Here is a 25,622-nt window from a genome sequence, read left to right as displayed (position 1 = left end):
AACAATGTTTAAAACATTGATTTTTAGATTCTAATGTCATCTACAATTGGCAAAAAATTTTAATAAATTTTGTAGTTTAAATTTATACTTATGGGTTAAACAATCAACGTGCTAAATTTTAAGATTGTTGATTTAATTTTGAACGTATATAGGAGATTTCTTGTTCAATATTTTCAAGTTGTTTAAGTAGAGGGTCAATATCTTGATGAAGCGACTCACGTTTTTCTAAATCGTTTTGTAATCGTGTATAATCATATTTAAGTTCTGATAACTTTGAATTCAAGTCCATCGTATCATTCTCCTCTTCAAAGGGTTAATAGTAGTAATTTTTACATTTAATAAAGATTATATCACGAAATACGATACTTCTAAATAAGTGGGACACGATATCAAAGTACTCATTTGTATAAACTAGAAAGAAGGAATCAATGTGACTGAACAATTTGTCATAATTATATTATTAATAGCACTTGGTTATTTTCTTAAACGTATGAATTACTTGAAAGCAACTGATAGTCAAGTACTTTCAACTTTAGTGTTAAATGTTACATTACCTTCACTCGTTATAGTTAACTTAAATAGTGCAAAATTAGATGTATCTTTTTCAATATTACCTATAATGATGATTATTTACGGTATAGTAGCTAAAATTATTGTAATTTGGTTCTTTAGAAAATATGATAACCATATGCGTGGTTCTGTTGGTATGATGACTGGATCTATGAATATTGGTTTGTTTGCTTATCCGTTGGTTGAAGCGATATGGCCATCTAAAGGTATGATATATTTCGGAATGGTTGATATTGGTGGGGCCATTATCATGTTTGGTATTACTTATTTTGTAGGAAGTTATTTTAGCGAAGGTAGTGACCAATTTAACTTCAAATTTTTAGGAAAAAAATTAGTTCAATCAGTCCCATTAGTAACCTATATGATTATGTTTGGATTGAACATGTCTCATATTCATATATGGCAACCAGCTATTGATTTCTTTAGTGTATTATCAAAGGCGAATATGCCTTTATCCATGATATTATTAGGTGTAATGCTTAATTTTAGTATTGAGAGAGAATACCTCCCTGTAACAATTAAATATCTTTGTTTACATTACGGGTTAGGTATGTTAGCTGGAACACTAGTTCACTTTTTATTACCTGTATCTGATGATATGATTAAAACAACCTTGCTTATAACGTGGTTATTACCAGTAGGAGTAGCAATCATACCATATTCGATTCAATTCAAATATAAGACATTACCATTTGTTGGAATGGTAACTAATTTAACCATTATTATTAGCATTATCATTTTGTATATTTATCAAGCTGTATTTGTATAAAAATTGATTGCATAATCAATATACTTATTTATATAACTAAAAAAGCTATGAAGAAATGTATCATTGTAGATATCTTCATAGCTTTTTTATTATAGTTTGTCACTTATATTCAGTCGATGACTGATACTTTTTAAGACTACTATTCATTACTAATTTATGACATTTTATTTCTAGTTAAAATTGAAAAATGCTACTTAACCTTTACCACCCATAAATGCTGGATAGTTCATCATGCCACCATCAACGTACAATGTTGTACCGTGTATATAACTTGCAAGATCTGAAGATAGGAATAGTACTGCATTAGCTACATCTTGAGCATTTCCAATTTCACGTGCAGGTATCATTTTTATTGTTTCTTCACGCGTCGTTGGGTCAGAAAATTTTTCTTCAGTGTGTTCAGTAACAATTGCCCCAGGAGATATATTATTAATACGAATACCGTATTGGGCATATTCCATTGACATTGTTTCCATCATTAATTTTAAGCCACCTTTACTTGCGGCATAGTGTACATAATTAGGCCATGGAATAGTGTCATGAACACTCGAAATGTTAATAATAGTACCTTTCTTGTTTTCCTTTAAAAATTGATTGATGGCTTCTCTTGAACCCACAAAGGCGCCAGTTAAGTTTATGTCAATAACTTTTTGCCAGTCGTCAATCGACATTTCATGAGTTGGGATTGAATTTTCGAATCCAGCATTATTAATTATAATGTCTAAAGTTCCAAAGTGATTAATTGTTGTTTCAATCATTCGTTTAATATCTTCTTCAATTGAAACATCACCTTGAACCACCAATGTTTGACCACCAAATTTAGCAACAGTTTGTTTAATTTCCTCAATTTCATCATGATGTCGATCAGAACGGTAATTTATAACAACCTTGGCCTTAGCTTTACCAAAATTTTCCGCAATAGATTTGCCAATTCCAGTGGCAGCTCCAGTAATAAGAACCACTTTATTTTCTAATTCTTCAAACACTATGTTACCTCCCTAAAGTTTAAAATTCTATTTTAAGTTGCCTAAAATGATTGAAGCTATAACTATAACGATAATACCTGACCAAATACCAATCATTTGGCGACGATCTTTTTTCTCCCCTAGAATAAAGATACCCCCTAAAGTTGAAACAATAACAAGCAGTTGTGATAATGAGAAACTAGTTGCTACACCAACTTTAGGTTGTGAATAGAACATAAATAAGTTACCGATACCCCAGATAACACCTGGTATAAGATTTAGAGCAGTAGATTTAATTGAAGTATTATGGTTCATTGAAAGGATTAATCCTCCAATTGCCATACCAATTGATTGGAAGAAGAGAGCATCTGTACCACTTACTCCAAAAATATCTCCAAGAACGACATAACCTACGTAACCGATTGTTGATAGAAGTAATATTCCCATTGCTTTTTTAAATTCTGGGTTATCGGATTTGCCTTCGCTTTTGGCTTTAAGTGATGTTAAAGAAATACCTACAACCAATAAGATCATTGCTATAAGTCCCATCACTACTTGAACAATCGTGCTCCATTCACCTAAGAAAATAGCGCTAAATAGAGTGGTACCGACAAGTTGCATACCCGTTGAAATAGGCATCGTTTTAGATACACCTATTAAATGCACTGATTTTAATTGATTACCTTGACCAAAAGCCCATAGAGCTCCTGATACTAAACCGACAATAATTACTGTAAGGTTATCAAACGCTGCGTGTCCAGTAGCAAGTAGAGAAAATCCGATAAAAAGTGTACCTAAAGTTGTACCTCGAATCTGATTATATGGTCCACCACCTACAAAAACATTTATAATGACTACACTACCCCAAAACAGGGCTGGTAAAAGTGCTATCAAAAAATCTACAATTTGCACTTATTACTCACTCTCCTAAGAACAAAATTAAGTGTCCCAATTACACTCGAAATCATTCTATAGTAATTAAAAAAAGAAGTAAAAAACAACACCTTAAAAGTGTTGAAATTTTTAGTAAGTAAATATTCGTATTAAGTGATAATGTGTTTTTGAACTATATGATTGAACAAGATATGTATATATAACTATCTTAATTAATTTTATATATAGTAATTTACAAAAAGATACATGTTACAATGTATGTAATTCTATAACATGATGTATTTTATAAATGTGAAAGGAAAATTAAAATGAAATCTTTAATCTTAGCTGAAAAACCATCTGTCGGAAGAGATATCGCTAATGCTTTGAATCTTCAACAAAAAAGTAATGGTTATATAGAAGGGAAACAGTATATAGTAACTTGGGCATTGGGGCATCTTGTGACAAATGCAACGCCTGAACAATATAACCCTTCATATAAAGAATGGAATTTAGAAGACTTACCTATCATTCCTAAGAAAATGAAAACAGTAGTGATTAGTAAAACAAATAGACAATTTAAAATTGTAAAATCTTTAATTTTAGATAAAAATGTTAAAGAAATTATTATAGCAACAGATGCTGGACGAGAAGGTGAACTAGTAGCTCGTCTTATTTTAGATAAAGTAGGTAATAAAAAACCAATCAAGCGTTTGTGGATTAGTTCGGTTACAAAAAAAGCCATACAAGAAGGATTTAAACAGTTAAAAAATGGAAACGCGTATCAAAATTTATATGAAGCAGCACTTGCACGAAGTGAAGCAGATTGGATAGTAGGGATTAATGCAACACGTGCACTAACGACAAAATATGATGCACAATTATCATTAGGTCGTGTACAAACTCCAACAATACAAATAGTTAAATCAAGACAAGATGAGATTAACTATTTTAAACCAGAAAAATATTACACGTTATCCATTAATGTTGATGGTTACGATTTAAACCTTAAGCAACAAAAGCGATATAAAGATAAAAAAGAATTAGAATTGATTGAACATAAAATTAAACATCAAGAAGGAAAGATATTAGAAGTTAAAGGAAAAAATAAGAAATCTTACGCGCAACCTTTATTTAATTTAACAGATTTACAACAAGAGGCATATAAACGTTACAAGATGGGGCCAAAGGAGACACTAAATACATTACAACATTTATATGAGAGACATAAGTTAGTAACCTATCCCCGTACAGATTCTAATTATTTAACAGATGATATGGTCGATACAATTCAAGAACGGTTAAGAGCAATTTTAGCTACAGATTATAAATCTCATGTTCGAGATTTAATTTCTGAGTCCTTTTCTTCTAAAATGCATATTTTTAATAATCAAAAAGTTTCAGATCATCATGCGATTATTCCCACAGAGGTTAGACCATCTATTGAACAATTGAGTCAACGAGAGTTTAAAATTTATATGCTAATCGCAGAAAGATTTTTAGAAAATTTAATGAATCCTTATTTATATGAAGTTTTAACAATCCATGCACAACTGAAAGATTACAATTTTGTTTTAAAAGAGATAATACCTAAACAATTAGGATATAAAGCTTTAAAAGATCAAACCTCTTCGCATACTTTAACGCATTCTTTTAAAGAAGGTCAGTTATTTAAAGTACATCGTATTGAGATTCATGAACATGAAACAAAGGCACCGGAATATTTTAACGAAGGTTCATTACTTAAAGCCATGGAGAATCCACAAAATCATATTGATTTGAATGATAAAAAGTATGCAAAAACACTCAAACATTCGGGGGGGATTGGAACTGTAGCAACTAGGGCTGATATTATAGAAAAGTTATTTAACATGAATGCTTTAGAGTCGCGAGATGGCAAAATTAAAGTTACATCAAAAGGAAAACAAATTTTAGAATTGTCTCCAAGTGAATTAACCTCACCTATACTAACAGCCCAATGGGAAGAAAAATTAATGCTTATCGAAAAGGGGAAATATAATTCTCAGAAATTCATACAGGAAATGAAAAACTTTACATTTAAAGTAGTAAATAAAATTAAAAGCAGTGAGCAAAAATATAAACATGATAATTTAACAACAACCGAGTGCCCAACATGTGGTAAGTTTATGATAAAAGTCAAAACTAAAAATGGACAGATGCTTGTATGTCAAGATCCCAAATGTAAAACTAAGAAAAATATTCAACGCAAGACTAATGCACGTTGCCCTAATTGTAAGAAAAAAATGACTTTATTCGGTAAAGGGAAAGAAGCTGTTTATAGATGTGTATGTGGCCACACAGAAACTCAATCACAAATGGACAAAAGAATGAGAGATAAAACGAATGGTAAAGTTTCACGTAAAGAAATGAAAAAATATATAAATAAAAAAGAAGAAATCGACAATAATCCATTCAAAGATGCTCTGAAAAATCTCAAATTGTAGATAAATATCGAACTTCTTTGTGACTTTCAACTAAAAAGTTCGTTTTTGGTATTGTTTTTTAAGAAATTTGATATTAAACTATTAAAGTATTTCAAATAAAGGAGCATTCATTGTGAAAAAGTACTTCCAGTTCGATAAGCATGGGACAAGTTATAAAAATGAAATTTTAGGTGGAATTACGACCTTTCTATCAATGGCATATATTCTAGCTGTAAACCCGCAAATTTTAAGTTTAGCTGGTGTAAAAGGTGCAACAAGTGATATGAAGATGGATCAAGGTGCCATCTTTGTAGCGACAGCTTTAGCAGCGTTTGTTGGATCATTATTTATGGGATTAATTGCTAAATATCCAATTGCTTTAGCACCTGGTATGGGGTTAAATGCATTTTTTGCTTTTACAGTAGTATTAACTATGGGAATTCCTTGGCAAGTAGGATTAACAGGTGTTCTATTCTCTGGTATATTTTTTGCATTACTTACTGTTACTGGTTTAAGAGAAGTTATTATCAATGCTATCCCTCATCAAATGAAGCTAGCTGTTTCGGCAGGGATTGGTTTATTTATCACATTTGTGGGGTTACAAAGTTCAGGGATAATAATTAAAAGTGATTCAACTTTAGTAAAATTAGGACATTTGACTGAAGCACCAGTACTTTTAGCGATTTTCGGAATCATTGTTACGGTCATTTTATATGCTATGAAAATTCCTGGTTCAATTTTTATAGGAATGATTGTAACTGCCGTAGCGGGTATGCTAACTGGTCAAATTCATCCACCATCAGGAATAATTGGAGAAGTTCCAAGTATCAAGCCAACCTTTGGTGCGGCATTTGAATCATTTAAAGATCCTGGTCAACTGTTTACTATTCAATTCCTAATTGTTATTTTAACATTCTTGTTCATTGATTTCTTTGATACAGCTGGTACGTTAGTAGCTGTTGCCACGCAAGCAGGATTGATGAAAGATAACAAATTACCGAGAGCTGGAAGAGCGTTATTCTCTGACTCTTTAGCAACTATTGTAGGTTCTGTGTTTGGTACAACTACCACAACATCATATATTGAGTCTACTTCTGGCGTAGCTGTAGGGGCTAGAACAGGATTTGCAAGTATAGTCACGGGTATTTGTTTCTTATTAGCATTATTCTTTAGTCCGTTAATAGAAGTTGTAACAAGTGCAGTAACTACACCTGCTTTAGTTGTAGTAGGTGTATTGATGGCGGCTAATTTTGCTGATATAAATTGGAAGCAATTTGAAGTTGCAGTACCAGCTTTTATTACAATCATTATGATGCCATTGTCTTATTCTATTGCCACTGGTATTGCATGTGGATTTATTTTTTATCCAATAACAATGATTATCACTAAAAAGTATAAAGAAGTTCATCCAATTATGTACTTTTTAATGGCTTTGTTTATATTATATTTTATATTCGTTCATAAATAATAAAAAGGAGTTGAAACGTTGAAGTTTCAGCTCCTTTTTGTATAATAGTATGAATTTTAATCATTATCTCCTTTAATTCGTTTTTTATATTGAGTATAAACGACCCTTGCATTTTTATTAGGGATATAAGTGGGTGCAGCTAAGACAATAAATACGAAGAAAATCATTAAGAAGAATAAAATCCAATGAATTACCATACCTATAACTGGTAAGAACGCAACGAAGGATCCTATTAATCCTAAGAAAGGAATGACAAACATAGGTTTAATTGAGTTCTGTGAATCCACTAATAATATAATGATGAGCACAAGATATAGAAGAGCGTTAAACAACAATGGTTGCCATCCAAAACTTAGAATTACACTGCCACCTAGAAATGGAATACCATAGAAAAATTCACAGACAATAAGAAAGACTCCTATGATTGCCAAAGATATTTTCACTCCATTTTTCATTTTATCACTCCCATTCAACTACTATTATATATAATAATTGAGAATAATAATATTGATTTGATTTAGAATGTTTAACATTAGAAAATAAAAAGTAAAAAAATTTCTCTAAAATGGTTGAACAACATCATCATTTAAAGTACAATTATCAAGTATGTGTTAGACAGTTATATATAAGATTACTGGAAAACCTTGAATTATCAATGTTTTTCATGTATTATATTTAATGTTGGACTTTATGAAAAGCGATGAAGCGAAAGGTTACTGACACACCCGGCCGCTTTGCCATGGCGTTGTGTGAGATAGTTTTCGTGGAGAAGTCTATCACTTAAATGTAGACGAATAAGGAGGGAAAATTATGGCAAAACAAAAAATCAGAATCAGATTAAAAGCTTATGATCATCGTGTGATTGATCAATCAGCAGAAAAAATTGTTGAAACTGCAAAACGTTCTGGTGCAGATGTTTCTGGACCAATTCCATTACCAACAGAAAAATCAGTTTATACAATTATTCGTGCTGTGCATAAGGACAAAGATTCTCGTGAACAATTCGAACAACGTACTCATAAACGTTTAATCGACATTGTTAATCCAACACCTAAAACGGTAGATGCTCTAATGGGCTTAAACTTACCATCAGGTGTAGACATCGAAATTAAATTATAATAGAACAATATAGGAGGTGGACTTTCGATGACCAAAGGAATCTTAGGAAGAAAAATTGGGATGACACAAGTTTTCGGTGAAAATGGTGAATTAATCCCTGTAACAGTTGTAGAAGCTAGTCAAAACGTTGTATTACAAAAGAAAACTGAAGAAGTTGATGGTTATAATGCTATCCAAGTAGGTTTTGAAGATAAACAAGCATATAAGAAAGGTTCTAAATCTAATAAATATGCTAATAAACCAGCTGAAGGTCATGCTAAAAAAGCTGACACAGCACCTAAGCGCTTCATTCGTGAATTCCGCAACGTTAACGTTGACGAATACGAAGTAGGTCAAGAAGTCTCAGTTGATACATTCGAAACTGGTGACATCATTGATGTTACAGGCGTTTCAAAAGGTAAAGGTTTCCAAGGTGCTATTAAACGTCATGGACAAGGTCGTGGACCAATGGCTCACGGTTCTCATTTCCATAGAGCGCCAGGCTCTGTAGGTATGGCATCAGACGCTTCAAAAGTGTTTAAAGGACAAAAAATGCCAGGACGTATGGGTGGAAACACTGTTACTGTTCAAAACTTAGAAGTCGTTCAAGTTGACACTGAAAATAGTGTGATTTTAGTAAAAGGCAATGTACCTGGACCTAAAAAAGGTTTAGTAGAAATCACAACTTCAATAAAAAAAGGTAATAAATAATTAAGAAGCGAAAGGAGGAAATTGCATAATGGCTAATTATGATGTTTTAAAAGTAGACGGATCAAAATCAGGTTCAGTTGAATTAAACGATGCAGTATTTGCTATCGAACCTAATAATAGCGTTCTATTTGAAGCTATTAACTTACAACGTGCGTCATTACGCCAAGGTACTCACGCTGTTAAGAATCGTTCAGCAGTACGTGGTGGTGGACGTAAACCATGGAGACAAAAAGGTACAGGTCGTGCACGTCAAGGTACAATCCGTGCTCCACAATGGCGTGGTGGTGGTGTAGTATTCGGACCAACACCAAGAAGCTATGCATATAAAATGCCAAAGAAAATGCGTCGTTTAGCATTACGTTCTGCATTATCTTTTAAAGTTCAAGAAAATAGCTTTACAATTGTAGATACTTTTGGTTTTGAAGCACCAAAAACAAAAGAATTCAAAAATGTATTAACTACTCTTGAACAACCTAAGAAAGTATTAGTTGTAACAGAAAACGAAGATGTAAATGTTGAATTATCAGCACGTAACATTCCTGGTGTTCAAGTTACAACTGCTCAAGGATTAAATGTACTTGATCTAACAAGCGCTGACAGTGTAATCATTACAGAAGCAGCTGCGAAAAAAGTTGAGGAGGTGCTCGCATAATGGAAGCAAGAGATGTTCTTAAGCGCCCCGTAATCACTGAAAAATCTTCTGAAGCTATGGCAGAAGATAAATACACTTTCGATGTAGATACTCGTGCAAATAAAACACAAGTTAAAATTGCTGTTGAAGAAATCTTCGACGTTAAAGTTGATAGTGTAAATATTATCAACTACAAACCTAAGAAAAAACGTATGGGCCGTTACCAAGGCTATACAAACAAAAGAAGAAAAGCGATTGTTAAACTAAAAGAGGGTTCAATCGATTTATTTAACTAAAAAATTACCAATAAGGAGGTAAGCGACAATGGCTCTTAAAAAATATAAGCCAATTACAAATGGTCGTCGTAATATGACTACTTTAGATTTCGCTGAAATCACAAAAACAACACCTGAAAAGTCATTATTACAACCGCTACCGAAAAGAGCGGGACGCAATAACCAAGGTAAATTGACTGTTCGCCATCATGGTGGTGGACACAAACGTCAATACCGTGTTATCGATTTTAAACGTAACAAAGATGGAATCATTGCTAAAGTTGATTCAATTCAATATGATCCAAACCGTTCAGCAAACATTGCATTGCTAGTTTATGCTGATGGTGAAAAAAGATATATCATCGCACCTAAAGGATTACAAGTAGGTCAAACTGTCGAAAGTGGTGCTGAGGCAGATATCAAAGTTGGTAATGCTTTACCATTACAAAATATTCCAGTTGGGACAGTAATTCATAACATCGAGTTAAAACCTGGTAAAGGTGGACAACTTGCTCGTTCTGCTGGTGCTAGCTCTCAAGTATTAGGTAAAGAAGGTAAATATGTATTAATCAGATTAAGATCTGGTGAAGTACGTATGATTTTATCTACATGTCGTGCAACAATTGGTCAAGTTGGCAACTTACAACATGAATTAGTAAATGTTGGTAAAGCAGGACGCTCTAGATGGAAAGGCGTTCGCCCAACTGTACGTGGTTCTGTAATGAACCCTAATGATCACCCACACGGTGGTGGTGAAGGTCGTGCTCCAATCGGTAGACCATCTCCAATGTCACCATGGGGTAAACCTACGCTTGGTAAGAAAACTCGTCGTGGTAAAAAATCTTCTGACAAACTTATCGTTCGTGGACGTAAGAAAAAATAATATTAAAAACTTATTTGGGTGTGCGGCGTAAAGCTGCACGCACACAATAAGAAGGGAGGCGCCCAAATGGCTCGTAGTATTAAAAAAGGACCTTTCGTCGATGATCACTTAATGAAAAAAGTAGAAGCTCAAGACGGAAGTGAAAAGAAACAAGTGATTAAAACATGGTCTCGTCGTTCTACAATTTTCCCAAATTTCATTGGCCATACTTTTGCAGTATACGATGGACGTAAACATGTACCTGTATATGTCACTGAAGATATGGTAGGTCACAAATTAGGTGAATTTGCTCCTACACGTACTTTTAAAGGACATGCAGCAGACGACAAGAAAACAAGAAGATAATTTTAATAAGTAGAGGAGGAAATCCTGATGGAAGCAAAAGCGGTTGCTAGAACAATAAGAATCGCACCTCGTAAAGTAAGACTTGTTCTTGATTTAATCAGAGGTAAAAATGCTGGAGAAGCTATTGCTATTTTAAAATTAACTAATAAAGCTTCATCACCAGTAATCGAAAAAGTATTAATGTCCGCTTTGGCAAATGCTGAGCACAACTATGATATGAATACAGATGAATTAGTTGTAAAAGAAGCATATGCTAATGAAGGACCAACTTTAAAACGTTTCCGCCCACGTGCACAAGGACGTGCAAGTGCAATTAATAAACGTACAAGCCACATTACAATCGTCGTAAGTGACGGTAAAGAAGAAGCTAAAGAAGCTTAATAACTTTCTAAGGAGGGAATACTGTGGGTCAAAAAATTAATCCAATCGGACTTCGTGTCGGTGTTATCCGTGATTGGGAAGCAAAATGGTATGCTGAAAAAGACTTTGCTTCACTTTTACATGAAGACTTAAAAATCCGTAAATTTATTGATAATGAATTAAAAGAAGCGTCAGTTTCTCACGTAGATATTGAACGTGCAGCAAATCGCATCAATATTGCTATCCATACTGGTAAGCCAGGAATGGTTATTGGTAAAGGCGGTTCAGAAATTGAAAAACTTCGTAACAAATTAAATACCTTAACTGATAAAAAAGTACACATCAACGTAATTGAAATTAAGAAAATTGATATTGATGCACGTTTAGTTGCAGAAAATATTGCACGTCAATTAGAAAATCGTGCTTCATTCCGTCGTGTACAAAAACAAGCTATTACAAGAGCTATGAAAAATGGTGCTAAAGGTATCAAAACTCAAGTATCAGGTCGTTTAGGCGGAGCTGACATCGCTCGTGCTGAACAATACTCAGAAGGAACTGTTCCACTTCATACATTACGTGCTGACATTGATTATGCACACGCTGAAGCCGATACAACATATGGTAAATTAGGCGTTAAAGTATGGATATATCGTGGAGAAGTTCTTCCTACTAAGAACACTAGTGAAGGAGGAAAATAAAAATGTTACTACCAAAACGTGTAAAATATCGTCGTCAGCATCGTCCAAAAACAACTGGTCGTTCTAAAGGCGGTAACTACGTAACATTTGGTGAGTATGGATTACAAGCTACAACTACATCTTGGATCACATCTCGTCAAATCGAATCAGCTCGTATTGCAATGACACGTTACATGAAACGTGGCGGGAAAGTTTGGATTAAAATCTTCCCTCATACACCATATACTAAAAAACCTTTAGAAGTACGTATGGGTGCTGGTAAAGGTGCGGTTGAAGGCTGGATAGCAGTTGTTAAACCTGGTAGAATTTTATTCGAAGTAGCTGGTGTACCTGAAGAAGTTGCTCGTGAAGCATTACGTTTAGCAAGTCACAAACTTCCAGTAAAATCTAAGTTTGTAAAACGTGAAGAATTGGGTGGTGAAACAAATGAAAGCTAAGGAAATTAGAGACTTAACCACTTCAGAAATCGAAGAACAAATCAAATCTTCAAAAGAAGAGCTTTTTAACCTACGCTTTCAGTTAGCTACAGGTCAATTAGAAGAAACGGCACGTATTCGCACAGTAAGAAAAACGATTGCACGTCTAAAAACTGTTGCTCGTGAAAGAGAAATTGAACAAAGCAAGGCTAATCAATAATAATTGAAAGAGGAGGTTACGAAAGTGAGCGAAAGAAACGATCGTAAAGTTTATGTAGGTAGAGTTGTTTCAGATAAAATGGACAAAACAGTCACTGTTCTAGTGGAAACTTACAAAACGCACAAATTATACGGCAAACGAGTAAAATACTCTAAAAAATATAAAACTCATGATGAAAACAATTCAGCTAAATTAGGAGACATTGTTAAAATTCAAGAAACTCGTCCTTTATCAGCAACAAAACGTTTTCGTTTAGTAGAAATTGTTGAAGAGTCAGTAATTATTTAATCAAGATTAGAGATAAGGGAGGTTTAACGAATGATCCAACAAGAAACACGCTTAAAAGTAGCAGACAATTCTGGTGCTCGTGAAGTTCTTACAATTAAAGTATTAGGTGGATCTGGTCGCAAAACAGCGAACATTGGTGATATTATTGTATGTACTGTTAAAAATGCAACACCAGGTGGCGTTGTCAAAAAAGGTGACGTTGTAAAAGCTGTTGTAGTTCGTACAAAATCAGGTGTTCGTCGTGAAGACGGTTCATATATTAAATTTGACGAAAATGCATGTGTTATCATCCGTGATGACAAAGGCCCACGTGGTACTCGTATCTTTGGTCCTGTTGCTCGTGAATTACGTGAAGGAAACTTCATGAAAATTGTATCACTAGCTCCAGAAGTACTATAATACCAATCAAATAAATTCACATAATTTAAGGAGGTGCCCACATGCATATCAAAAAAGGTGACAACGTAAAAGTTATCGCAGGTAAAGACAAAGGTAAAGAAGGTAAAGTAGTAGCTACTGAACCAAAAAAAGGCCGTGTCGTTGTGGAAGGTGTTAACGTTATAAAAAAACACCAAAAACCAACTCAATTAAACCCTGAAGGTGGAATTTTAGAAACAGAGGCAGCAATCCATGTTTCTAACGTACAATTATTAGATCCTAAAACAAATGAACCTACACGTGTAGGATATAAAACAGTTGATGGTAAAAAAGTTCGTATCGCTAAAAAATCAGGCGAAGAAATTAAAGCTAATAATTAATAACTAGTTGAAAGGAGGATCCACTTTGAACCGTTTAAAAGAAAAATTTAATACAGAAGTTACTGAAAACTTAGTGAAAAAATTCAATTATAGTTCAGTGATGGAAGTACCAAAAATTGAGAAAATCGTTGTGAATATGGGTGTAGGTGACGCAGTTCAAAATTCTAAAGTTTTAGACAATGCTGTTGAAGAGTTAGAATTAATTACTGGTCAAAAACCATTAGTAACAAAAGCTAAAAAATCAGTTGCAACATTCCGTTTACGTGAAGGTATGCCAATCGGTGCGAAAGTCACTCTTCGCGGAGAAAGAATGTATGAATTCTTAGACAAACTCATTGCAGTTTCATTACCACGTGTACGTGACTTCCAAGGTGTTTCTAAAACAGCTTTTGATGGTCGTGGAAATTACACACTTGGTGTTAAAGAACAATTAATTTTCCCAGAAATTGACTACGATAAAGTAACAAAAGTTAGAGGAATGGATATTGTTATCGTAACAACTGCTAACACTGACGAGGAAGCTCGTGAATTGTTAACAAACTTCGGTATGCCATTTCGCAAATAATCTCTAAAAGGAGGCTAATAAAGTGGCTAAAACTTCAATGGTTGCTAAGCAACAAAAAAAACAAAAATTCGCTGTACGTGAATATACTCGTTGTGAACGCTGTGGTCGTCCACATTCTGTGTATCGTAAATTTAAATTATGCCGTATTTGTTTCCGTGAATTAGCTTACAAAGGTCAGATTCCTGGCGTACGTAAAGCTAGCTGGTAATAATAAGAGTCTGAAAGGAGGCAACAATCAATGACAATGACAGATCCAATCGCAGATATGCTTACTCGTGTAAGAAACGCTAACATGGTTCGCCACGAGAAATTAGAATTACCTGCGTCTAATATTAAAAAAGAAATTGCTGAAATCTTAAAGAGTGAAGGTTTCATTAAAAATGTTGAATATGTAGAAGACGATAAACAAGGTGTTATTCGTTTATTCTTGAAATATGGTCAAAACAATGAACGTGTTATCACAGGTTTAAAACGTATTTCTAAACCAGGTTTACGTGTTTACGCTAAAGCAAATGAAGTGCCAAAAGTATTAAATGGCTTAGGTATTGCATTAGTTTCAACTTCTGAAGGTGTTATCACTGATAAAGAAGCAAGAAAACGTAATGTTGGTGGAGAAATTATCGCATACGTTTGGTAATAAATAATAAGGAGGTGCCATAACATGAGTCGTGTTGGTAAGAAAATTATTGACATTCCTAGTGACGTAACAGTAACTTTTGACGGAAGTCATGTCACTGTAAAAGGTCCAAAAGGTGAATTAGAAAGAACTTTAAATGAAAGAATGACATTTAAACAAGAAGAAAACACTGTTGAAGTTGTAAGACCATCTGATTCTAAAGAAGACAGAACAGATCATGGTACAACTCGTGCTTTATTAAATAATATGGTACTAGGTGTTTCTCAAGGTTACGAAAAAACACTTGAGCTTGTTGGTGTAGGTTACCGTGCACAAATGCAAGGTAAAGATTTAGTACTTAATGTTGGATACTCTCACCCAGTTGAAATTAAAGCAGAAGAAGGCATTACTTTTGCTGTTGAGAAAAATACAACTGTTAAAGTATCTGGTGTTTCTAAAGAACAAGTTGGTGCGATTGCTTCTAACATTCGTTCTGTAAGACCTCCAGAACCTTATAAAGGTAAAGGTATTCGCTACCAAGGTGAATATGTACGCCGTAAAGAAGGTAAAACTGGTAAATAATAGATAACACTCTAAAGAAAGGAGTATTGAAATGATCAGTAAAATTGATAAAAACAAAGTACGTTTGAAAAGACATGCTCGTGTTCGTACTAAATTATCAGGTACAGCTGAAAAGCCACGTTTAAATGTGTATCGTTCAAACAAACACATCTATGCACAAATTATTGATGACGTTAAAGGCGTAACACTTGCTCAAGCATCATCACAAGATAAAGATATTGCAAACACATCAGCTTCAAAAGTTGACTTAGCAACTACTGTTGGTCAAGAAATTGCTAAAAAAGCTAACGATAAAGGTATTAAAGAAATCGTCTTCGATCGCGGAGGATATTTATACCACGGACGTGTTAAAGCTTTAGCTGATGCTGCAAGAGAAAATGGATTAGAATTTTAATTAAAGGAGGGACACATTCATGGCTCGTAGAGAAGAAGAAACTAAAGAATTTGAAGAACGCGTTGTTACGATTAACCGTGTTGCTAAAGTTGTAAAAGGTGGTCGTCGTTTCCGTTTCACTGCATTAGTGGTTGTTGGAGATAAAAATGGTCGTGTAGGTTTCGGTACTGGTAAAGCGCAAGAGGTACCAGAAGCTATCAAAAAAGCTGTTGAAGCAGCTAAAAAAGATTTAGTAGTTGTTCCACGTGTAGAAGGTACGACTCCTCATACTATAACTGGTCAATATGGGTCAGGTAGCGTATTTATGAAACCAGCTGCACCTGGTACAGGAGTTATCGCTGGTGGACCAGTTCGTGCCGTATTAGAGTTAGCAGGAATTACTGATATCTTAAGTAAATCTTTAGGATCAAATACTCCTATTAATATGGTTCGTGCGACTATCAACGGTTTACAAAACTTAAAAAATGCAGAAGATGTTGCTAAATTACGTGGCAAATCTGTAGAAGAATTATACAATTAAGGAGGGAAAATAAGTTATGGCTAAATTACAAATTACCCTCACTCGTAGTGTTATTGGTCGTCCTGAAACACAACGTAAAACTGTTGAAGCTTTAGGTCTTAAAAAGACTAATAGTTCAGTAGTTGTTGAAGATAACCCTGCAATTCGTGGGCAAATCAACAAAGTTAAGCATTTATTAACAATTGAAGAAGAAAAATAATTAAGGAGGTGCCGAAATGAAATTACATGAGTTAAAAGCAGCTGAAGGATCACGTCGTGTACGTAACCGTGTAGGTCGTGGTGCTGCAACTGGTAACGGTAAAACAAGTGGCCGTGGTCAAAAAGGTCAAAAAGCACGTTCAGGTGGTAAAGTAAGACCAGGATTTGAAGGTGGACAATTACCTTTATTCCGTCGTTTGCCTAAACGTGGTTTCACTAACATTAACCGTAAAGAATATGCTATTGTTAACTTAGACCAACTCAATAAATTTGAAGATGGTACTGAAGTTACTCCAGCTTTATTAGTAGAATCTGGTGTTGTTAAGAATGAAAAATCTGGTATCAAAGTACTAGGTAACGGTTCACTAGACAAGAAATTAACAGTGAAAGCTCATAAATTCTCAGCTTCAGCAGCAGAAGCTATTGATGCAAAAGGTGGAGCACACGAGGTGATCTAATGTTTCAAACGTTTGTACGTTTCTTTACAACTAAAGAAGTACGAAACAAGATTTTCTTCACTCTAGCAATGTTAGTTATTTTTAAAATAGGAACGTATATTCCTGCTCCAGGAGTTAATCCTGAAGCCTTTAATCATCCACAGGGATCTCAAGGTGCCACTGAGTTATTAAATACTTTTGGTGGCGGTGCCTTGAAACGTTTCTCAATATTTGCGATGGGAATCATGCCTTATATCACTGCATCCATCGTCATGCAATTACTGCAAATGGATATTGTTCCTAAATTTACAGAGTGGGCAAAACAAGGTGAAATGGGTAGAAGAAAAATTAATAACGTAACTCGTTATTTTGCTATAATTTTAGCTTTTATCCAATCTATAGGTATGGCTTTCCAATTTAATAACTATCTCAAAGGACAACTTATTATAGAAAAGTCTGTTATGAGTTATTTATTAATTGCAGTTGTATTAACAGCGGGAACAGCTTTCTTAATTTGGCTTGGTGACCAAATCACACAGTTTGGTGTTGGTAACGGTATTTCTCTTATCATCTTTGCAGGTATATTATCAACTTTACCTTCGAGTCTAGAACAATTTGCACAATCAGTGTTTGTAGGTCAAGACGATACTTCACTTGCTTGGCTGAAAATACTAGGATTGATTGTAGCCTTGATTTTACTAACAGTAGGCGCAATATTTGTTCTTGAAGCTAAACGTAAAATACCTATTCAATATGCAAAGAAACAATCTGCTCAACGATTAGGTTCACAAGCAACTTATCTACCTTTGAAAGTTAACTCTGCCGGTGTTATTCCAGTTATCTTTGCGATGGCGTTTTTCTTGTTACCAAGAACATTGACTTTATTCTTCCCGAAAGCAGAATGGGCACAGAATATTGCTGATACTGCCAACCCATCAAGTAATATTGGAATGATTATTTATGTAGTTTTAATTATTGCATTTGCATATTTTTATGCTTTTGTACAAGTTAATCCTGAAAAAATGGCAGATAACCTTAAAAAGCAAGGTAGTTATGTCCCAGGAATTAGACCTGGTGAACAAACAAAAAAATATATTACTAAAGTACTTTATAGATTGACTTTTGTTGGTTCAATTTTCTTAGCAGCTATAGCTATTTTACCTATAATTGCGACTAAATTTATGGGCTTACCACAATCAATTCAAATTGGTGGTACGAGTCTTTTGATCGTTATTGGTGTAGCTATTGAAACTATGAAAACTTTAGAAGCACAAGTCACTCAAAAAGAATATAAAGGCTTTGGTGGTAGATAATTTGTAGGAGGGCATTTATGAATATCATTTTAATGGGCTTACCTGGTGCAGGTAAAGGGACTCAGGCGAGTGAAATTGTTAAGAAATTCCCAATACCACATATTTCTACTGGTGACATGTTCAGAAAAGCGATTAAAGATGAAACAGATTTAGGAAAAGAAGCTAAATCATATATGGATCGTGGAGAATTAGTTCCTGATGAAGTTACTGTAGGTATCGTTAAAGAAAGAATTTCTGAAGACGATGCAAAAAAAGGATTCTTGTTAGATGGATTCCCAAGAACTATAGATCAAGCTGAGTCATTAAGTCAAATTATGTCTGAGCTTGATAGAGAAATTGATGCTGTCATTAATATCGAAGTTCCTGAGGAAGAATTAATGAATCGTCTTACAGGTCGTCGTATCTGTGAGAAATGTGGTACAACATATCATCTTGTATTTAATCCTCCAAAGGTTGATGGTATATGTGATATCGATGGTGGAAAGTTATATCAACGTGAAGATGACAATCCAGAAACAGTATCTAATCGTTTGAGCGTTAATGTTAAACAATCTAAGCCTATTTTAGAATATTACAACAACAAAGGTGTCTTGAAAAACATTGATGGTTCAAAAGATATTGACGAAGTAACCAACGATGTCATTGATATCTTAGATCATTTATAATAGATCAACACTATACGATCTATGTTTCAGTGAGTATTAGAGTAAATTTAACAGAATGAGTGACAAATAACGATATTTAATTCCCGTATTTTTGTTGAACTTATATTAAACCATCACGAATAGATTCGTATCGTTAAGTTGTCTATTGACGATTACCTTACTATTGCAAAAAGGGGGAAGTTAATCAATGGCTAAACAAGATGTAATTGAATTAGAAGGTACAGTACTAGATACTTTACCAAACGCAATGTTTAAAGTAGAATTAGAAAATGGTCATGAGATTTTAGCTCACGTAAGTGGTAAAATCAGAATGAATTACATTCGTATTCTACCTGGCGACAAAGTAACTGTTGAGATGTCTCCGTATGATTTATCGCGCGGTAGAATTACTTATCGTTATAAATAATCGTCACTCCATAATATAGGGAGGTATAAAAATGAAAGTAAGACCATCAGTAAAACCAATATGCGAAAAATGCAAAGTCATTAAACGTAAAGGTAAAGTAATGGTAATTTGTGATAATCCAAAACACAAACAAAGACAAGGTTAATAAAAGAGAGGTGTAAATTAATATGGCACGTATTGCAGGAGTGGATATTCCACGTGAAAAACGCATTGTTATCTCATTAACATACGTATATGGTATTGGTACTTCAACTGCTAATAAAATTGTAGAAGAAGCTAACGTATCAGCAGATACTCGCGTTAAAGATTTAACTGACGATGAATTAGGTCGTATCCGTGAAGTTGTAGATGGCTACAAAGTAGAAGGTGACTTACGCCGTGAACAAAACTTAAACATTAAACGTTTAATGGAAATTTCATCATACCGCGGAATTCGTCATCGTCGTGGCTTACCAGTTCGTGGACAAAAAACTAAAAACAATGCTCGTACACGTAAAGGTCCAGTTAAAACAGTAGCTAATAAGAAAAAATAATAGGTAAAGGAGGCAAAATTTAATGGCACGTAAACAAGTATCTCGTAAACGTAGAGTGAAAAAGAATATTGAAAATGGTGTAGCTCACATCCGTTCAACATTCAATAATACTATCGTAACTATCACTGATGAATTCGGTAATGCATTATCTTGGTCATCAGCTGGTGCATTAGGATTCAAAGGATCTAAAAAATCAACTCCATTTGCAGCTCAAATGGCTTCAGAAACAGCTTCTAAAACTGCTATGGAACATGGTTTGAAAACAGTAGAAGTAACAGTAAAAGGACCTGGTCCAGGCCGTGAATCTGCTATCCGTGCACTACAATCTGCAGGTTTAGAAGTAACTGCAATCAGAGACGTTACTCCAGTACCACACAACGGTTGTCGTCCACCAAAACGTCGTCGCGTATAATTTTTAAATGTATTGTTACAAGTCACTGAGCAAACAGTTTAAATCTAGTCGACGTATTTAAGGAGGATATTTGTAAATGATAGAAATTGAAAAACCTAGAATTGAGACAATTGAAGTTAGTGAAGATGCTAAATTCGGTAAATTCGTTGTTGAACCACTTGAACGTGGCTATGGTACTACACTAGGAAACTCCTTACGTCGTATCCTACTATCTTCATTACCAGGTGCAGCCGTTAAGTACATCGAGATTGAAGGAGTTTTACACGAATTTTCAGCAGTAGATAATGTAGTAGAAGATGTTTCAACAATCATTATGAACATTAAAAAACTTGCATTAAAAATTTACTCTGAAGAAGATAAAACTTTAGAAATTGATGTTAAAGATGAAGGCGAAGTAACTGCAAGTGACATTACTCACGACAGTGATGTTGAGATTTTAAATCCAGAGCTTAAAATCGCAACAGTGTCTAAAGGTGGACATCTTAAAGTGCGTCTTGTTGCTAATAAGGGTAGAGGTTACGCATTAGCTGAACAAAATAATACTAGTGATTTACCAATTGGTGTAATTCCTGTTGATTCACTATATTCACCTGTTGAACGTGTAAACTATACAGTTGAAAATACACGCGTAGGTCAAAGTAGTGATTTTGATAAATTAACTTTAGATGTTTGGACAAATGGTTCAATCACACCACAAGAGTCAGTATCATTAGCAGCTAAAATAATGACTGAACACTTGAATATCTTTGTAAGTCTAACTGATGAGGCTCAAAACGCTGAAATCATGATTGAAAAAGAAGAAGATCAAAAAGAAAAAGTACTTGAAATGTCTATTGAAGAATTAGACTTATCTGTACGTTCTTATAACTGCTTAAAACGCGCAGGAATCAATTCTGTACAAGAGTTAGCTGATAAATCTGAAGCTGACATGATGAAAGTGCGTAATTTAGGTCGTAAATCTCTAGAAGAAGTAAAATATAAATTAGAAGATTTAGGATTAGGATTAAGAAAAGAAGATTGATAAAGGAGGTTAACTCATGGGTTACAGAAAATTAGGTCGTACTTCTGATCAACGTAAAGCAATGTTACGTGACTTAGCAACTTCATTAATCGTTAGTGAACGTATCGAGACAACTGAAGCTCGTGCTAAAGAAGTTCGTAGTGTAGTAGAGAAATTGATCACACTTGGTAAAAAAGGTGATTTAGCATCTCGTCGTAATGCTGCTAAAACTTTACGTAATGTTGAAATTTTAAATGAAGATGACTCTACACAAACTGCTCTTCAAAAATTATTTGGTGAAATCGCTGAACGTTATAGTGAACGTCAAGGTGGTTACACTCGTATTCTTAAAGTAGGCCCTCGTCGTGGTGACGGCGCTGAATCAGTAATTATTGAATTAGTTTAATCTAATTTTAAGACACAAGTTATAACTTAGTTGTCTAACCTTAATAAATACACATTTACTACTTATATATAAAGCAAATGAGTGCAACGATAATGTTTGCCACATACAAATATTGTCTAGCTCAGAGTACCCCATCCAACTAAATAATTATTTAAGCGTGAACTCAACATTTGATGGGGTGCGCGCTTTTTTATTTAAGCTATAGTTAATAACACTATAGCTTTTTTTATAATTCATATTACAAATGATTAAATTATACATATCTGATATACAGTCAATTTGAATTATTGTAGAATGTTTAGTGATATAAAAATATTAGGAGTGGTTGATGTGAATGGGTCAAATCCTATCATTGAATTTAAAGATGTATCATTTCAATATCAAAGTGACGCTGCTTTCACATTAAATCGCGTTTCATTCTCAATACCAGCTGGACAATGGACTTCTATTGTAGGTCACAATGGTTCAGGAAAATCTACTATTGCTAAACTTATGGTAGGTATAGAAGAACCAAGTGAAGGACAAATTCTATTTCAAAATCTACCAGTAGACTCTCAAAATAAGCGAGAAGTGAGGAAACATATCGGAATTGTTTTTCAAAACCCCGATAATCAATTTGTAGGTTCTATAGTTAAATTTGATGTTGCTTTTGGTCTTGAAAACCAACTTGTTCCTTATAAAGAAATGGTATCTAAAGTTAATCAAGTATTAACTGAAGTAGATATGATAAATAAAGCCGATGATGAACCCCATTCACTTTCAGGAGGGCAGAAACAACGTGTTGCCATTGCTGGGGTACTTGCACTTAATCCTGATGTGCTGATTTTAGATGAAGCGACAACGATGCTAGATCCTCATGGAAAGTCATCTTTACTTAACCTTGTAAATGAAGTTAAAGTAAATAATCATGTTACAATTATTTCAATCACTCATGATTTAGATGAAGCAATGCATGCTGATCAAATCATTGTATTGAATAAAGGAACTGTTTTTAAACAAGGAACACCTCAAGATATTTTTAAGTGCGAAGATGCACTAATATCGGTTGGATTGGACTTACCATTTCCTTTGAAAATGAATCGACTTTTAGGTTTTGATTCAACTTATGTAACTTATGAAGGGTTGATTAAAAAATTATGAGTATACAATTTAATCAAGTGAGTTATATTTATCAACAAGGGACACCTTATGAATTTGAAGCTATTAAAAACGTTTCACTAACTCTTGAACAGGGCAAGTATTATGCAATTATTGGTCAAACTGGAAGCGGGAAATCCACTCTGATTCAACATTTGAATGCTTTATTAAAGCCCACTACAGGTTCAGTCAACATTAATGGTTTAGAAGTTACAAATAAAACTAAAGACAAGCACTTACGTCACATAAGAAAAGAAGTAGGTATAGTATTTCAATTTCCAGAATCCCAATTATTTGAAGATAGTGTTGAAAAAGAAATTGAGTTTGGACCTAAAAATTTTAATATGAACCTAAAAAATGTTAAAGATAAAGCATTTCAACTTCTTCTTGAATTAGGCTTTTCAAGAAATGTGATGTCATCCTCTCCATTTCAAATGTCGGGAGGACAAATGAGAAAAATAGCCATTGTTTCCATTTTGGCTATGGATCCACAAGTAATTATTCTAGATGAACCGACTGCTGGGTTAGACCCGAATAGTAAACACCAAGTCATGTCTTTAATAAAGAAAATACAAATAGAAGAAAATAAAACGATTATTCTTGTTTCACATGATATGGATGATGTAGCACGTTATTCCGATGAAGTTGTAGTAATGAATAAAGGGACGATCGTAGAAAAATCAAATCCTAGAAATTTATTTAATCAAAAAACGCAATTATTAAAGTGGCATATAGAGTTGCCTAAAGTAGTGAAATTACAGAAAGATATCGAAAAAAAATATAATATGTTATTTCCAAAGCTTGCCACGAATGAAGAAGAGTTTGTGAAGTTGTATAAGGAGTGGCATCATGAAAAATAAATTAATCATTGGACGATATCTTCCTATGCAATCAATTATTCATCAGCTTGATCCTAGAGCTAAGTTAATATTTGTCTTTTTCTTTATTCTTTTAATTTTTTTCTGTCATTCACTAGGTACATATGCATGGTTGTTTCTTTTTATAATATTATTTATTAAGTTAGCACGTATTCCTTTTTGGTTTTTAATTAAAGGATTAACACCTATCTTCTTCTTCTTGGTTTTCACTTTTTTTATGCATGTGTTATTTACTAATGGAGGTATCGTATTATTTCAATGGAAATTTATCACTATTGAATCAAATGGTGTTATGGAAGGAATTTATATATCACTAAGATTGATTTTTATAGTTATGATTGCAACAATCATGACACTTTCGACTAGTCCGATTGATTTAACAGATGCTTTTGAAAAATTATTTGCACCTCTTAAAGTGATTAAAGTACCAGTGCATCAATTAAGTATGATGATGTCTATTGCTCTAAGGTTTATACCAACGTTAATGGACGAATTAGAAAAAATTATACTTGCTCAAAAATCTAGAGGATCAGAAATAAGTTCAGGAAGTTTAATAACACGAATTAGAGCTTTTATACCCATCATGATTCCATTATTTATTTCAGCCTTTCAAAGAGCAGAAGAACTAGCTATAGCAATGGAAGTCAGAGGTTATGATATAAACATCAAACGAACAAGCTATAGGTTATTACATTGGCAATATAAAGACACATTAACAGTCTTACTTTTAATACCTATCGCTACTATATTATTTATTTTAAAATTTTCAGGAGTGTAAATATTGCGTATATTAGTTGAAATTGCTTATCAAGGTAACCAATTTTTAGGTTTTCAAATTCAGCAACAAGGACGAACTGTTCAACAACAATTTGAAAAGATTCTTAAACGAATGCATAAACATCATGTACGAATTCATCCCTCAAGCAGAACAGACAGGGGTGTGCATGCGTATCAGCAATTCTTTCATTTCGATACCGAATTGAATATTGATAACAAACAATGGCAATATGCGATGAATCGAGCTTTACCAGATGATATTTACGTTAAAAATGTACGAAATGTCGACGAGTATTTTCATTGTCGTTATGACTGCGTAGGCAAACGCTATCGTTACAAAGTTTATCAAGGTAATCATCGAAATCCTTTTAAGAGTGGTACTGAAACTTTTGTTTATGAAACATTAGACTATGATAAAATGAACAAAGCTGCTCAAGAATTTATAGGTACACATGATTTTACCGGTTTTTGTTCACAGAAAACAGAAGTTGAAAGCAAAGTAAGAACACTCTATCAGAGTGAAATTGTTGCTACTAAAAAGGGATTTGATTATGTCGTAACAGGTTCTGGATTTCTTTATAATATGGTCCGTGTATTGGTAGCTTTCTTAATTGAAGTAGGAAAAGGAAAGCGTGAACCTAATGACGTCCCTAAGCTCTTAGAGGACAAAAATAGAAATAATGTGCCTCTCACAGCTCCACCTGACGGATTATATTTAGAAAAGATTTATTTAAGCCCAGAAGAATTGATACAAGAATATGGGAAAGATATAAAAATACACTACAAAAAATCGTTGGAAAAACACTAATTGTCATTGACAAAAGTACTGTGAAATTATATGATTATTAACGGTATTGTTTTATATCACCCCACGATAAGCCCCGGAAACTTATTGTGTTACAAGATATATAAGCAAAGCAGAACAACAGTTAATGAAATAAATGAAATCTTACGCTTTTAAATCGTAACAATAATGATAGTTGTTAGTGCAATAAACATAGGTTCGAATGT

At 33.8% G+C, this 25,622-nt stretch carries 40 protein-coding genes; 36 read left to right on the top strand and 4 right to left on the bottom strand.

All coding sequences use genetic code 11. The features are described from left to right. Positions 1-118: 118 nt before the first annotated feature. Positions 119-289 carry an SE1832 family protein gene (locus tag HMPREF2576_RS06580; protein WP_001829790.1) on the bottom strand — a complete coding sequence of 57 codons (171 nt, stop codon included), beginning with the start codon at positions 287-289 and terminating at the stop codon, positions 119-121. Between the two features lie 141 nt (positions 290-430). Between HMPREF2576_RS06580 and HMPREF2576_RS06575 the strand changes: the two genes are divergently transcribed. Further along, entirely contained in the window at positions 431-1,339 is a 909-nt protein-coding gene (locus HMPREF2576_RS06575; RefSeq protein ID WP_001829745.1) for an AEC family transporter, read from the top strand. Between the two features lie 194 nt (positions 1,340-1,533). Here the strand turns inward: HMPREF2576_RS06575 and HMPREF2576_RS06570 are convergent, their stop codons facing one another. Together HMPREF2576_RS06570 and HMPREF2576_RS06565 are read right to left on the bottom strand one after the other, a co-directional pair. Continuing rightward, on the bottom strand, positions 1,534-2,325 hold the full coding sequence (locus tag HMPREF2576_RS06570; RefSeq protein WP_001829726.1) for a glucose 1-dehydrogenase: 792 nt from the start codon (positions 2,323-2,325) through the stop codon (positions 1,534-1,536). Positions 2,326-2,352: 27 nt separating this feature from the next. Then, positions 2,353-3,216 (bottom strand): GRP family sugar transporter, encoded by an 864-nt coding sequence (locus tag HMPREF2576_RS06565; RefSeq protein WP_001829716.1) that lies wholly within the window; start codon positions 3,214-3,216, stop codon positions 2,353-2,355. Between the two features lie 290 nt (positions 3,217-3,506). Between HMPREF2576_RS06565 and HMPREF2576_RS06560 the strand changes: the two genes are divergently transcribed. Continuing rightward, positions 3,507-5,642, top strand: a complete 2,136-nt coding sequence (locus HMPREF2576_RS06560) for a DNA topoisomerase III (protein WP_001829767.1) — start codon at positions 3,507-3,509, stop codon at positions 5,640-5,642. 112 nt (positions 5,643-5,754) lie between these two features. Further along, on the top strand, positions 5,755-7,089 hold the full coding sequence (locus tag HMPREF2576_RS06555) for an NCS2 family permease (protein ID WP_001829757.1): 1,335 nt from the start codon (positions 5,755-5,757) through the stop codon (positions 7,087-7,089). Between the two features lie 56 nt (positions 7,090-7,145). Here HMPREF2576_RS06555 and HMPREF2576_RS06550 read toward each other — a convergent pair whose 3' ends face one another. Next, positions 7,146-7,544 (bottom strand): hypothetical protein, encoded by a 399-nt coding sequence (locus HMPREF2576_RS06550; protein ID WP_001829776.1) that lies wholly within the window; start codon positions 7,542-7,544, stop codon positions 7,146-7,148. A gap of 355 nt (positions 7,545-7,899) precedes the next feature. Between HMPREF2576_RS06550 and rpsJ the strand changes: the two genes are divergently transcribed. The 33 genes from rpsJ (at position 7,900) to truA (ending at position 25,419) form a co-directional block, all read left to right on the top strand. After that, complete coding sequence (rpsJ, locus tag HMPREF2576_RS06545) at positions 7,900-8,208, top strand: 30S ribosomal protein S10 (protein WP_001118666.1); 309 nt, start codon at positions 7,900-7,902, stop codon at positions 8,206-8,208. A 27-nt stretch (positions 8,209-8,235) separates the two neighbouring features. After that, on the top strand, positions 8,236-8,898 hold the full coding sequence (gene rplC / locus HMPREF2576_RS06540; protein WP_001829727.1) for a 50S ribosomal protein L3: 663 nt from the start codon (positions 8,236-8,238) through the stop codon (positions 8,896-8,898). 28 nt (positions 8,899-8,926) lie between these two features. Then, positions 8,927-9,550 (top strand): 50S ribosomal protein L4, encoded by a 624-nt coding sequence (gene rplD, locus HMPREF2576_RS06535; RefSeq protein WP_001829775.1) that lies wholly within the window; start codon positions 8,927-8,929, stop codon positions 9,548-9,550. Continuing rightward, a complete protein-coding gene (rplW, locus tag HMPREF2576_RS06530; protein WP_001829755.1) occupies positions 9,550-9,825 on the top strand; it encodes a 50S ribosomal protein L23 in 276 nt (91 codons plus the stop codon). Before rplD ends, rplW begins: the two co-directional genes overlap by 1 nt. A 28-nt stretch (positions 9,826-9,853) precedes the next feature. Beyond that, complete coding sequence (rplB, locus tag HMPREF2576_RS06525; protein WP_001829788.1) at positions 9,854-10,687, top strand: 50S ribosomal protein L2; 834 nt, start codon at positions 9,854-9,856, stop codon at positions 10,685-10,687. A 66-nt stretch (positions 10,688-10,753) separates the two neighbouring features. Further along, positions 10,754-11,032, top strand: a complete 279-nt coding sequence (gene rpsS, locus HMPREF2576_RS06520) for a 30S ribosomal protein S19 (protein ID WP_001829710.1) — start codon at positions 10,754-10,756, stop codon at positions 11,030-11,032. A 27-nt stretch (positions 11,033-11,059) separates the two neighbouring features. Further along, positions 11,060-11,413, top strand: coding sequence for a 50S ribosomal protein L22 (rplV, locus tag HMPREF2576_RS06515; protein ID WP_001829734.1), 354 nt, complete (start codon positions 11,060-11,062; stop codon positions 11,411-11,413). A gap of 23 nt (positions 11,414-11,436) precedes the next feature. Then, on the top strand, positions 11,437-12,090 hold the full coding sequence (gene rpsC / locus HMPREF2576_RS06510) for a 30S ribosomal protein S3 (protein ID WP_001829791.1): 654 nt from the start codon (positions 11,437-11,439) through the stop codon (positions 12,088-12,090). Between the two features lie 2 nt (positions 12,091-12,092). After that, on the top strand, positions 12,093-12,527 hold the full coding sequence (gene rplP / locus HMPREF2576_RS06505) for a 50S ribosomal protein L16 (RefSeq protein WP_001829782.1): 435 nt from the start codon (positions 12,093-12,095) through the stop codon (positions 12,525-12,527). Further along, on the top strand, positions 12,517-12,726 hold the full coding sequence (gene rpmC, locus HMPREF2576_RS06500; protein WP_000644737.1) for a 50S ribosomal protein L29: 210 nt from the start codon (positions 12,517-12,519) through the stop codon (positions 12,724-12,726). Before rplP ends, rpmC begins: the two co-directional genes overlap by 11 nt. Before the next feature lie 24 nt (positions 12,727-12,750). Next, a complete protein-coding gene (rpsQ, locus tag HMPREF2576_RS06495) occupies positions 12,751-13,014 on the top strand; it encodes a 30S ribosomal protein S17 (protein ID WP_001829723.1) in 264 nt (87 codons plus the stop codon). 30 nt (positions 13,015-13,044) lie between these two features. Further along, complete coding sequence (gene rplN / locus HMPREF2576_RS06490) at positions 13,045-13,413, top strand: 50S ribosomal protein L14 (RefSeq protein WP_001829742.1); 369 nt, start codon at positions 13,045-13,047, stop codon at positions 13,411-13,413. Positions 13,414-13,454: 41 nt separating this feature from the next. Continuing rightward, complete coding sequence (rplX, locus tag HMPREF2576_RS06485) at positions 13,455-13,772, top strand: 50S ribosomal protein L24 (RefSeq protein ID WP_001829762.1); 318 nt, start codon at positions 13,455-13,457, stop codon at positions 13,770-13,772. 25 nt (positions 13,773-13,797) lie between these two features. After that, positions 13,798-14,337 carry a 50S ribosomal protein L5 gene (gene rplE, locus HMPREF2576_RS06480; protein ID WP_001829778.1) on the top strand — a complete coding sequence of 180 codons (540 nt, stop codon included), beginning with the start codon at positions 13,798-13,800 and terminating at the stop codon, positions 14,335-14,337. A gap of 22 nt (positions 14,338-14,359) precedes the next feature. Next, entirely contained in the window at positions 14,360-14,545 is a 186-nt protein-coding gene (locus HMPREF2576_RS06475) for a type Z 30S ribosomal protein S14 (RefSeq protein ID WP_001829713.1), read from the top strand. Positions 14,546-14,575: 30 nt separating this feature from the next. Next, positions 14,576-14,974, top strand: coding sequence for a 30S ribosomal protein S8 (gene rpsH / locus HMPREF2576_RS06470; RefSeq protein ID WP_001829768.1), 399 nt, complete (start codon positions 14,576-14,578; stop codon positions 14,972-14,974). A gap of 24 nt (positions 14,975-14,998) precedes the next feature. Then, entirely contained in the window at positions 14,999-15,535 is a 537-nt protein-coding gene (gene rplF / locus HMPREF2576_RS06465; RefSeq protein ID WP_001829740.1) for a 50S ribosomal protein L6, read from the top strand. A gap of 31 nt (positions 15,536-15,566) precedes the next feature. Continuing rightward, entirely contained in the window at positions 15,567-15,929 is a 363-nt protein-coding gene (gene rplR, locus HMPREF2576_RS06460; protein WP_001829747.1) for a 50S ribosomal protein L18, read from the top strand. Between the two features lie 19 nt (positions 15,930-15,948). Beyond that, the gene (rpsE, locus tag HMPREF2576_RS06455) at positions 15,949-16,449 is read left to right on the top strand and encodes a 30S ribosomal protein S5 (protein WP_001829701.1); all 501 of its coding nucleotides are present in this window, start codon (positions 15,949-15,951) and stop codon (positions 16,447-16,449) included. A gap of 16 nt (positions 16,450-16,465) precedes the next feature. Beyond that, entirely contained in the window at positions 16,466-16,648 is a 183-nt protein-coding gene (gene rpmD / locus HMPREF2576_RS06450; RefSeq protein ID WP_001829711.1) for a 50S ribosomal protein L30, read from the top strand. A gap of 16 nt (positions 16,649-16,664) precedes the next feature. After that, positions 16,665-17,105: a 50S ribosomal protein L15 gene (rplO, locus tag HMPREF2576_RS06445; protein WP_001829796.1), complete on the top strand. Its 441-nt coding sequence runs from the start codon at positions 16,665-16,667 to the stop codon at positions 17,103-17,105. Next, complete coding sequence (gene secY, locus HMPREF2576_RS06440) at positions 17,105-18,397, top strand: preprotein translocase subunit SecY (RefSeq protein ID WP_001829707.1); 1,293 nt, start codon at positions 17,105-17,107, stop codon at positions 18,395-18,397. The genes rplO and secY overlap by 1 nt, the downstream gene beginning before the upstream one ends. A gap of 17 nt (positions 18,398-18,414) precedes the next feature. Beyond that, a complete protein-coding gene (locus tag HMPREF2576_RS06435) occupies positions 18,415-19,062 on the top strand; it encodes an adenylate kinase (protein WP_001829774.1) in 648 nt (215 codons plus the stop codon). A 187-nt stretch (positions 19,063-19,249) separates the two neighbouring features. Beyond that, positions 19,250-19,468 (top strand): translation initiation factor IF-1, encoded by a 219-nt coding sequence (gene infA, locus HMPREF2576_RS06430; protein ID WP_001829792.1) that lies wholly within the window; start codon positions 19,250-19,252, stop codon positions 19,466-19,468. A 31-nt stretch (positions 19,469-19,499) separates the two neighbouring features. Continuing rightward, positions 19,500-19,613 carry a 50S ribosomal protein L36 gene (rpmJ, locus tag HMPREF2576_RS06425; RefSeq protein WP_001829709.1) on the top strand — a complete coding sequence of 38 codons (114 nt, stop codon included), beginning with the start codon at positions 19,500-19,502 and terminating at the stop codon, positions 19,611-19,613. Between the two features lie 22 nt (positions 19,614-19,635). After that, positions 19,636-20,001, top strand: a complete 366-nt coding sequence (gene rpsM / locus HMPREF2576_RS06420; RefSeq protein ID WP_001829703.1) for a 30S ribosomal protein S13 — start codon at positions 19,636-19,638, stop codon at positions 19,999-20,001. Between the two features lie 22 nt (positions 20,002-20,023). Then, on the top strand, positions 20,024-20,413 hold the full coding sequence (gene rpsK, locus HMPREF2576_RS06415) for a 30S ribosomal protein S11 (RefSeq protein ID WP_001829725.1): 390 nt from the start codon (positions 20,024-20,026) through the stop codon (positions 20,411-20,413). A 76-nt stretch (positions 20,414-20,489) separates the two neighbouring features. Further along, positions 20,490-21,434, top strand: coding sequence for a DNA-directed RNA polymerase subunit alpha (locus tag HMPREF2576_RS06410; protein ID WP_001829787.1), 945 nt, complete (start codon positions 20,490-20,492; stop codon positions 21,432-21,434). Positions 21,435-21,450: 16 nt separating this feature from the next. Beyond that, the gene (rplQ, locus tag HMPREF2576_RS06405; RefSeq protein WP_001829718.1) at positions 21,451-21,819 is read left to right on the top strand and encodes a 50S ribosomal protein L17; all 369 of its coding nucleotides are present in this window, start codon (positions 21,451-21,453) and stop codon (positions 21,817-21,819) included. Between the two features lie 330 nt (positions 21,820-22,149). Beyond that, complete coding sequence (locus HMPREF2576_RS06400) at positions 22,150-22,959, top strand: energy-coupling factor transporter ATPase (protein ID WP_001829728.1); 810 nt, start codon at positions 22,150-22,152, stop codon at positions 22,957-22,959. Beyond that, positions 22,956-23,816: an energy-coupling factor transporter ATPase gene (locus tag HMPREF2576_RS06395; protein WP_001829765.1), complete on the top strand. Its 861-nt coding sequence runs from the start codon at positions 22,956-22,958 to the stop codon at positions 23,814-23,816. The genes HMPREF2576_RS06400 and HMPREF2576_RS06395 overlap by 4 nt, the downstream gene beginning before the upstream one ends. Continuing rightward, a complete protein-coding gene (locus tag HMPREF2576_RS06390; protein WP_001829702.1) occupies positions 23,806-24,612 on the top strand; it encodes an energy-coupling factor transporter transmembrane component T family protein in 807 nt (268 codons plus the stop codon). Before HMPREF2576_RS06395 ends, HMPREF2576_RS06390 begins: the two co-directional genes overlap by 11 nt. Positions 24,613-24,615: 3 nt before the next feature. Then, positions 24,616-25,419, top strand: coding sequence for a tRNA pseudouridine(38-40) synthase TruA (truA, locus tag HMPREF2576_RS06385; protein WP_001829771.1), 804 nt, complete (start codon positions 24,616-24,618; stop codon positions 25,417-25,419). Positions 25,420-25,622 lie beyond the last annotated feature (203 nt).

Origin of the sequence: Staphylococcus sp. HMSC063F05, assembly GCF_001837075.1 — a bacterium.
Taxonomy (GTDB): domain Bacteria; phylum Bacillota; class Bacilli; order Staphylococcales; family Staphylococcaceae; genus Staphylococcus; species Staphylococcus epidermidis.
This window is presented reverse-complemented; position numbering and strand designations above follow the sequence as displayed.

Bases quoted from the DNA above. Each gene is read 5' to 3' on its own strand.
- HMPREF2576_RS06435 (WP_001829774.1), top strand. From the start codon at position 18,415: ATGAATATCATTTTAATGGGCTTACCTGGTGCAGGTAAAGGGACTCAG.
- rplX (WP_001829762.1), top strand. From the start codon at position 13,455: ATGCATATCAAAAAAGGTGACAACGTAAAAGTTATCGCAGGTAAAGAC.
- rplC (WP_001829727.1), top strand. From the start codon at position 8,236: ATGACCAAAGGAATCTTAGGAAGAAAAATTGGGATGACACAAGTTTTC.
- HMPREF2576_RS06580 (WP_001829790.1), bottom strand. From the start codon at position 289: ATGGACTTGAATTCAAAGTTATCAGAACTTAAATATGATTATACACGA.
- rpsK (WP_001829725.1), top strand. From the start codon at position 20,024: ATGGCACGTAAACAAGTATCTCGTAAACGTAGAGTGAAAAAGAATATT.
- secY (WP_001829707.1), top strand. From the start codon at position 17,105: ATGTTTCAAACGTTTGTACGTTTCTTTACAACTAAAGAAGTACGAAAC.
- rpmD (WP_001829711.1), top strand. From the start codon at position 16,466: ATGGCTAAATTACAAATTACCCTCACTCGTAGTGTTATTGGTCGTCCT.
- HMPREF2576_RS06550 (WP_001829776.1), bottom strand. From the start codon at position 7,544: ATGAAAAATGGAGTGAAAATATCTTTGGCAATCATAGGAGTCTTTCTT.
- HMPREF2576_RS06410 (WP_001829787.1), top strand. From the start codon at position 20,490: ATGATAGAAATTGAAAAACCTAGAATTGAGACAATTGAAGTTAGTGAA.
- rpsH (WP_001829768.1), top strand. From the start codon at position 14,576: ATGACAATGACAGATCCAATCGCAGATATGCTTACTCGTGTAAGAAAC.
- rplF (WP_001829740.1), top strand. From the start codon at position 14,999: ATGAGTCGTGTTGGTAAGAAAATTATTGACATTCCTAGTGACGTAACA.
- rplD (WP_001829775.1), top strand. From the start codon at position 8,927: ATGGCTAATTATGATGTTTTAAAAGTAGACGGATCAAAATCAGGTTCA.
- HMPREF2576_RS06390 (WP_001829702.1), top strand. From the start codon at position 23,806: ATGAAAAATAAATTAATCATTGGACGATATCTTCCTATGCAATCAATT.
- rpsS (WP_001829710.1), top strand. From the start codon at position 10,754: ATGGCTCGTAGTATTAAAAAAGGACCTTTCGTCGATGATCACTTAATG.
- rplP (WP_001829782.1), top strand. From the start codon at position 12,093: ATGTTACTACCAAAACGTGTAAAATATCGTCGTCAGCATCGTCCAAAA.
- rplQ (WP_001829718.1), top strand. From the start codon at position 21,451: ATGGGTTACAGAAAATTAGGTCGTACTTCTGATCAACGTAAAGCAATG.
- rplW (WP_001829755.1), top strand. From the start codon at position 9,550: ATGGAAGCAAGAGATGTTCTTAAGCGCCCCGTAATCACTGAAAAATCT.
- rpmC (WP_000644737.1), top strand. From the start codon at position 12,517: ATGAAAGCTAAGGAAATTAGAGACTTAACCACTTCAGAAATCGAAGAA.
- infA (WP_001829792.1), top strand. From the start codon at position 19,250: ATGGCTAAACAAGATGTAATTGAATTAGAAGGTACAGTACTAGATACT.
- HMPREF2576_RS06560 (WP_001829767.1), top strand. From the start codon at position 3,507: ATGAAATCTTTAATCTTAGCTGAAAAACCATCTGTCGGAAGAGATATC.
- rplV (WP_001829734.1), top strand. From the start codon at position 11,060: ATGGAAGCAAAAGCGGTTGCTAGAACAATAAGAATCGCACCTCGTAAA.
- rplB (WP_001829788.1), top strand. From the start codon at position 9,854: ATGGCTCTTAAAAAATATAAGCCAATTACAAATGGTCGTCGTAATATG.
- rplR (WP_001829747.1), top strand. From the start codon at position 15,567: ATGATCAGTAAAATTGATAAAAACAAAGTACGTTTGAAAAGACATGCT.
- rplN (WP_001829742.1), top strand. From the start codon at position 13,045: ATGATCCAACAAGAAACACGCTTAAAAGTAGCAGACAATTCTGGTGCT.
- rpmJ (WP_001829709.1), top strand. From the start codon at position 19,500: ATGAAAGTAAGACCATCAGTAAAACCAATATGCGAAAAATGCAAAGTC.
- rpsJ (WP_001118666.1), top strand. From the start codon at position 7,900: ATGGCAAAACAAAAAATCAGAATCAGATTAAAAGCTTATGATCATCGT.
- HMPREF2576_RS06395 (WP_001829765.1), top strand. From the start codon at position 22,956: ATGAGTATACAATTTAATCAAGTGAGTTATATTTATCAACAAGGGACA.
- rpsE (WP_001829701.1), top strand. From the start codon at position 15,949: ATGGCTCGTAGAGAAGAAGAAACTAAAGAATTTGAAGAACGCGTTGTT.
- rplO (WP_001829796.1), top strand. From the start codon at position 16,665: ATGAAATTACATGAGTTAAAAGCAGCTGAAGGATCACGTCGTGTACGT.
- rpsM (WP_001829703.1), top strand. From the start codon at position 19,636: ATGGCACGTATTGCAGGAGTGGATATTCCACGTGAAAAACGCATTGTT.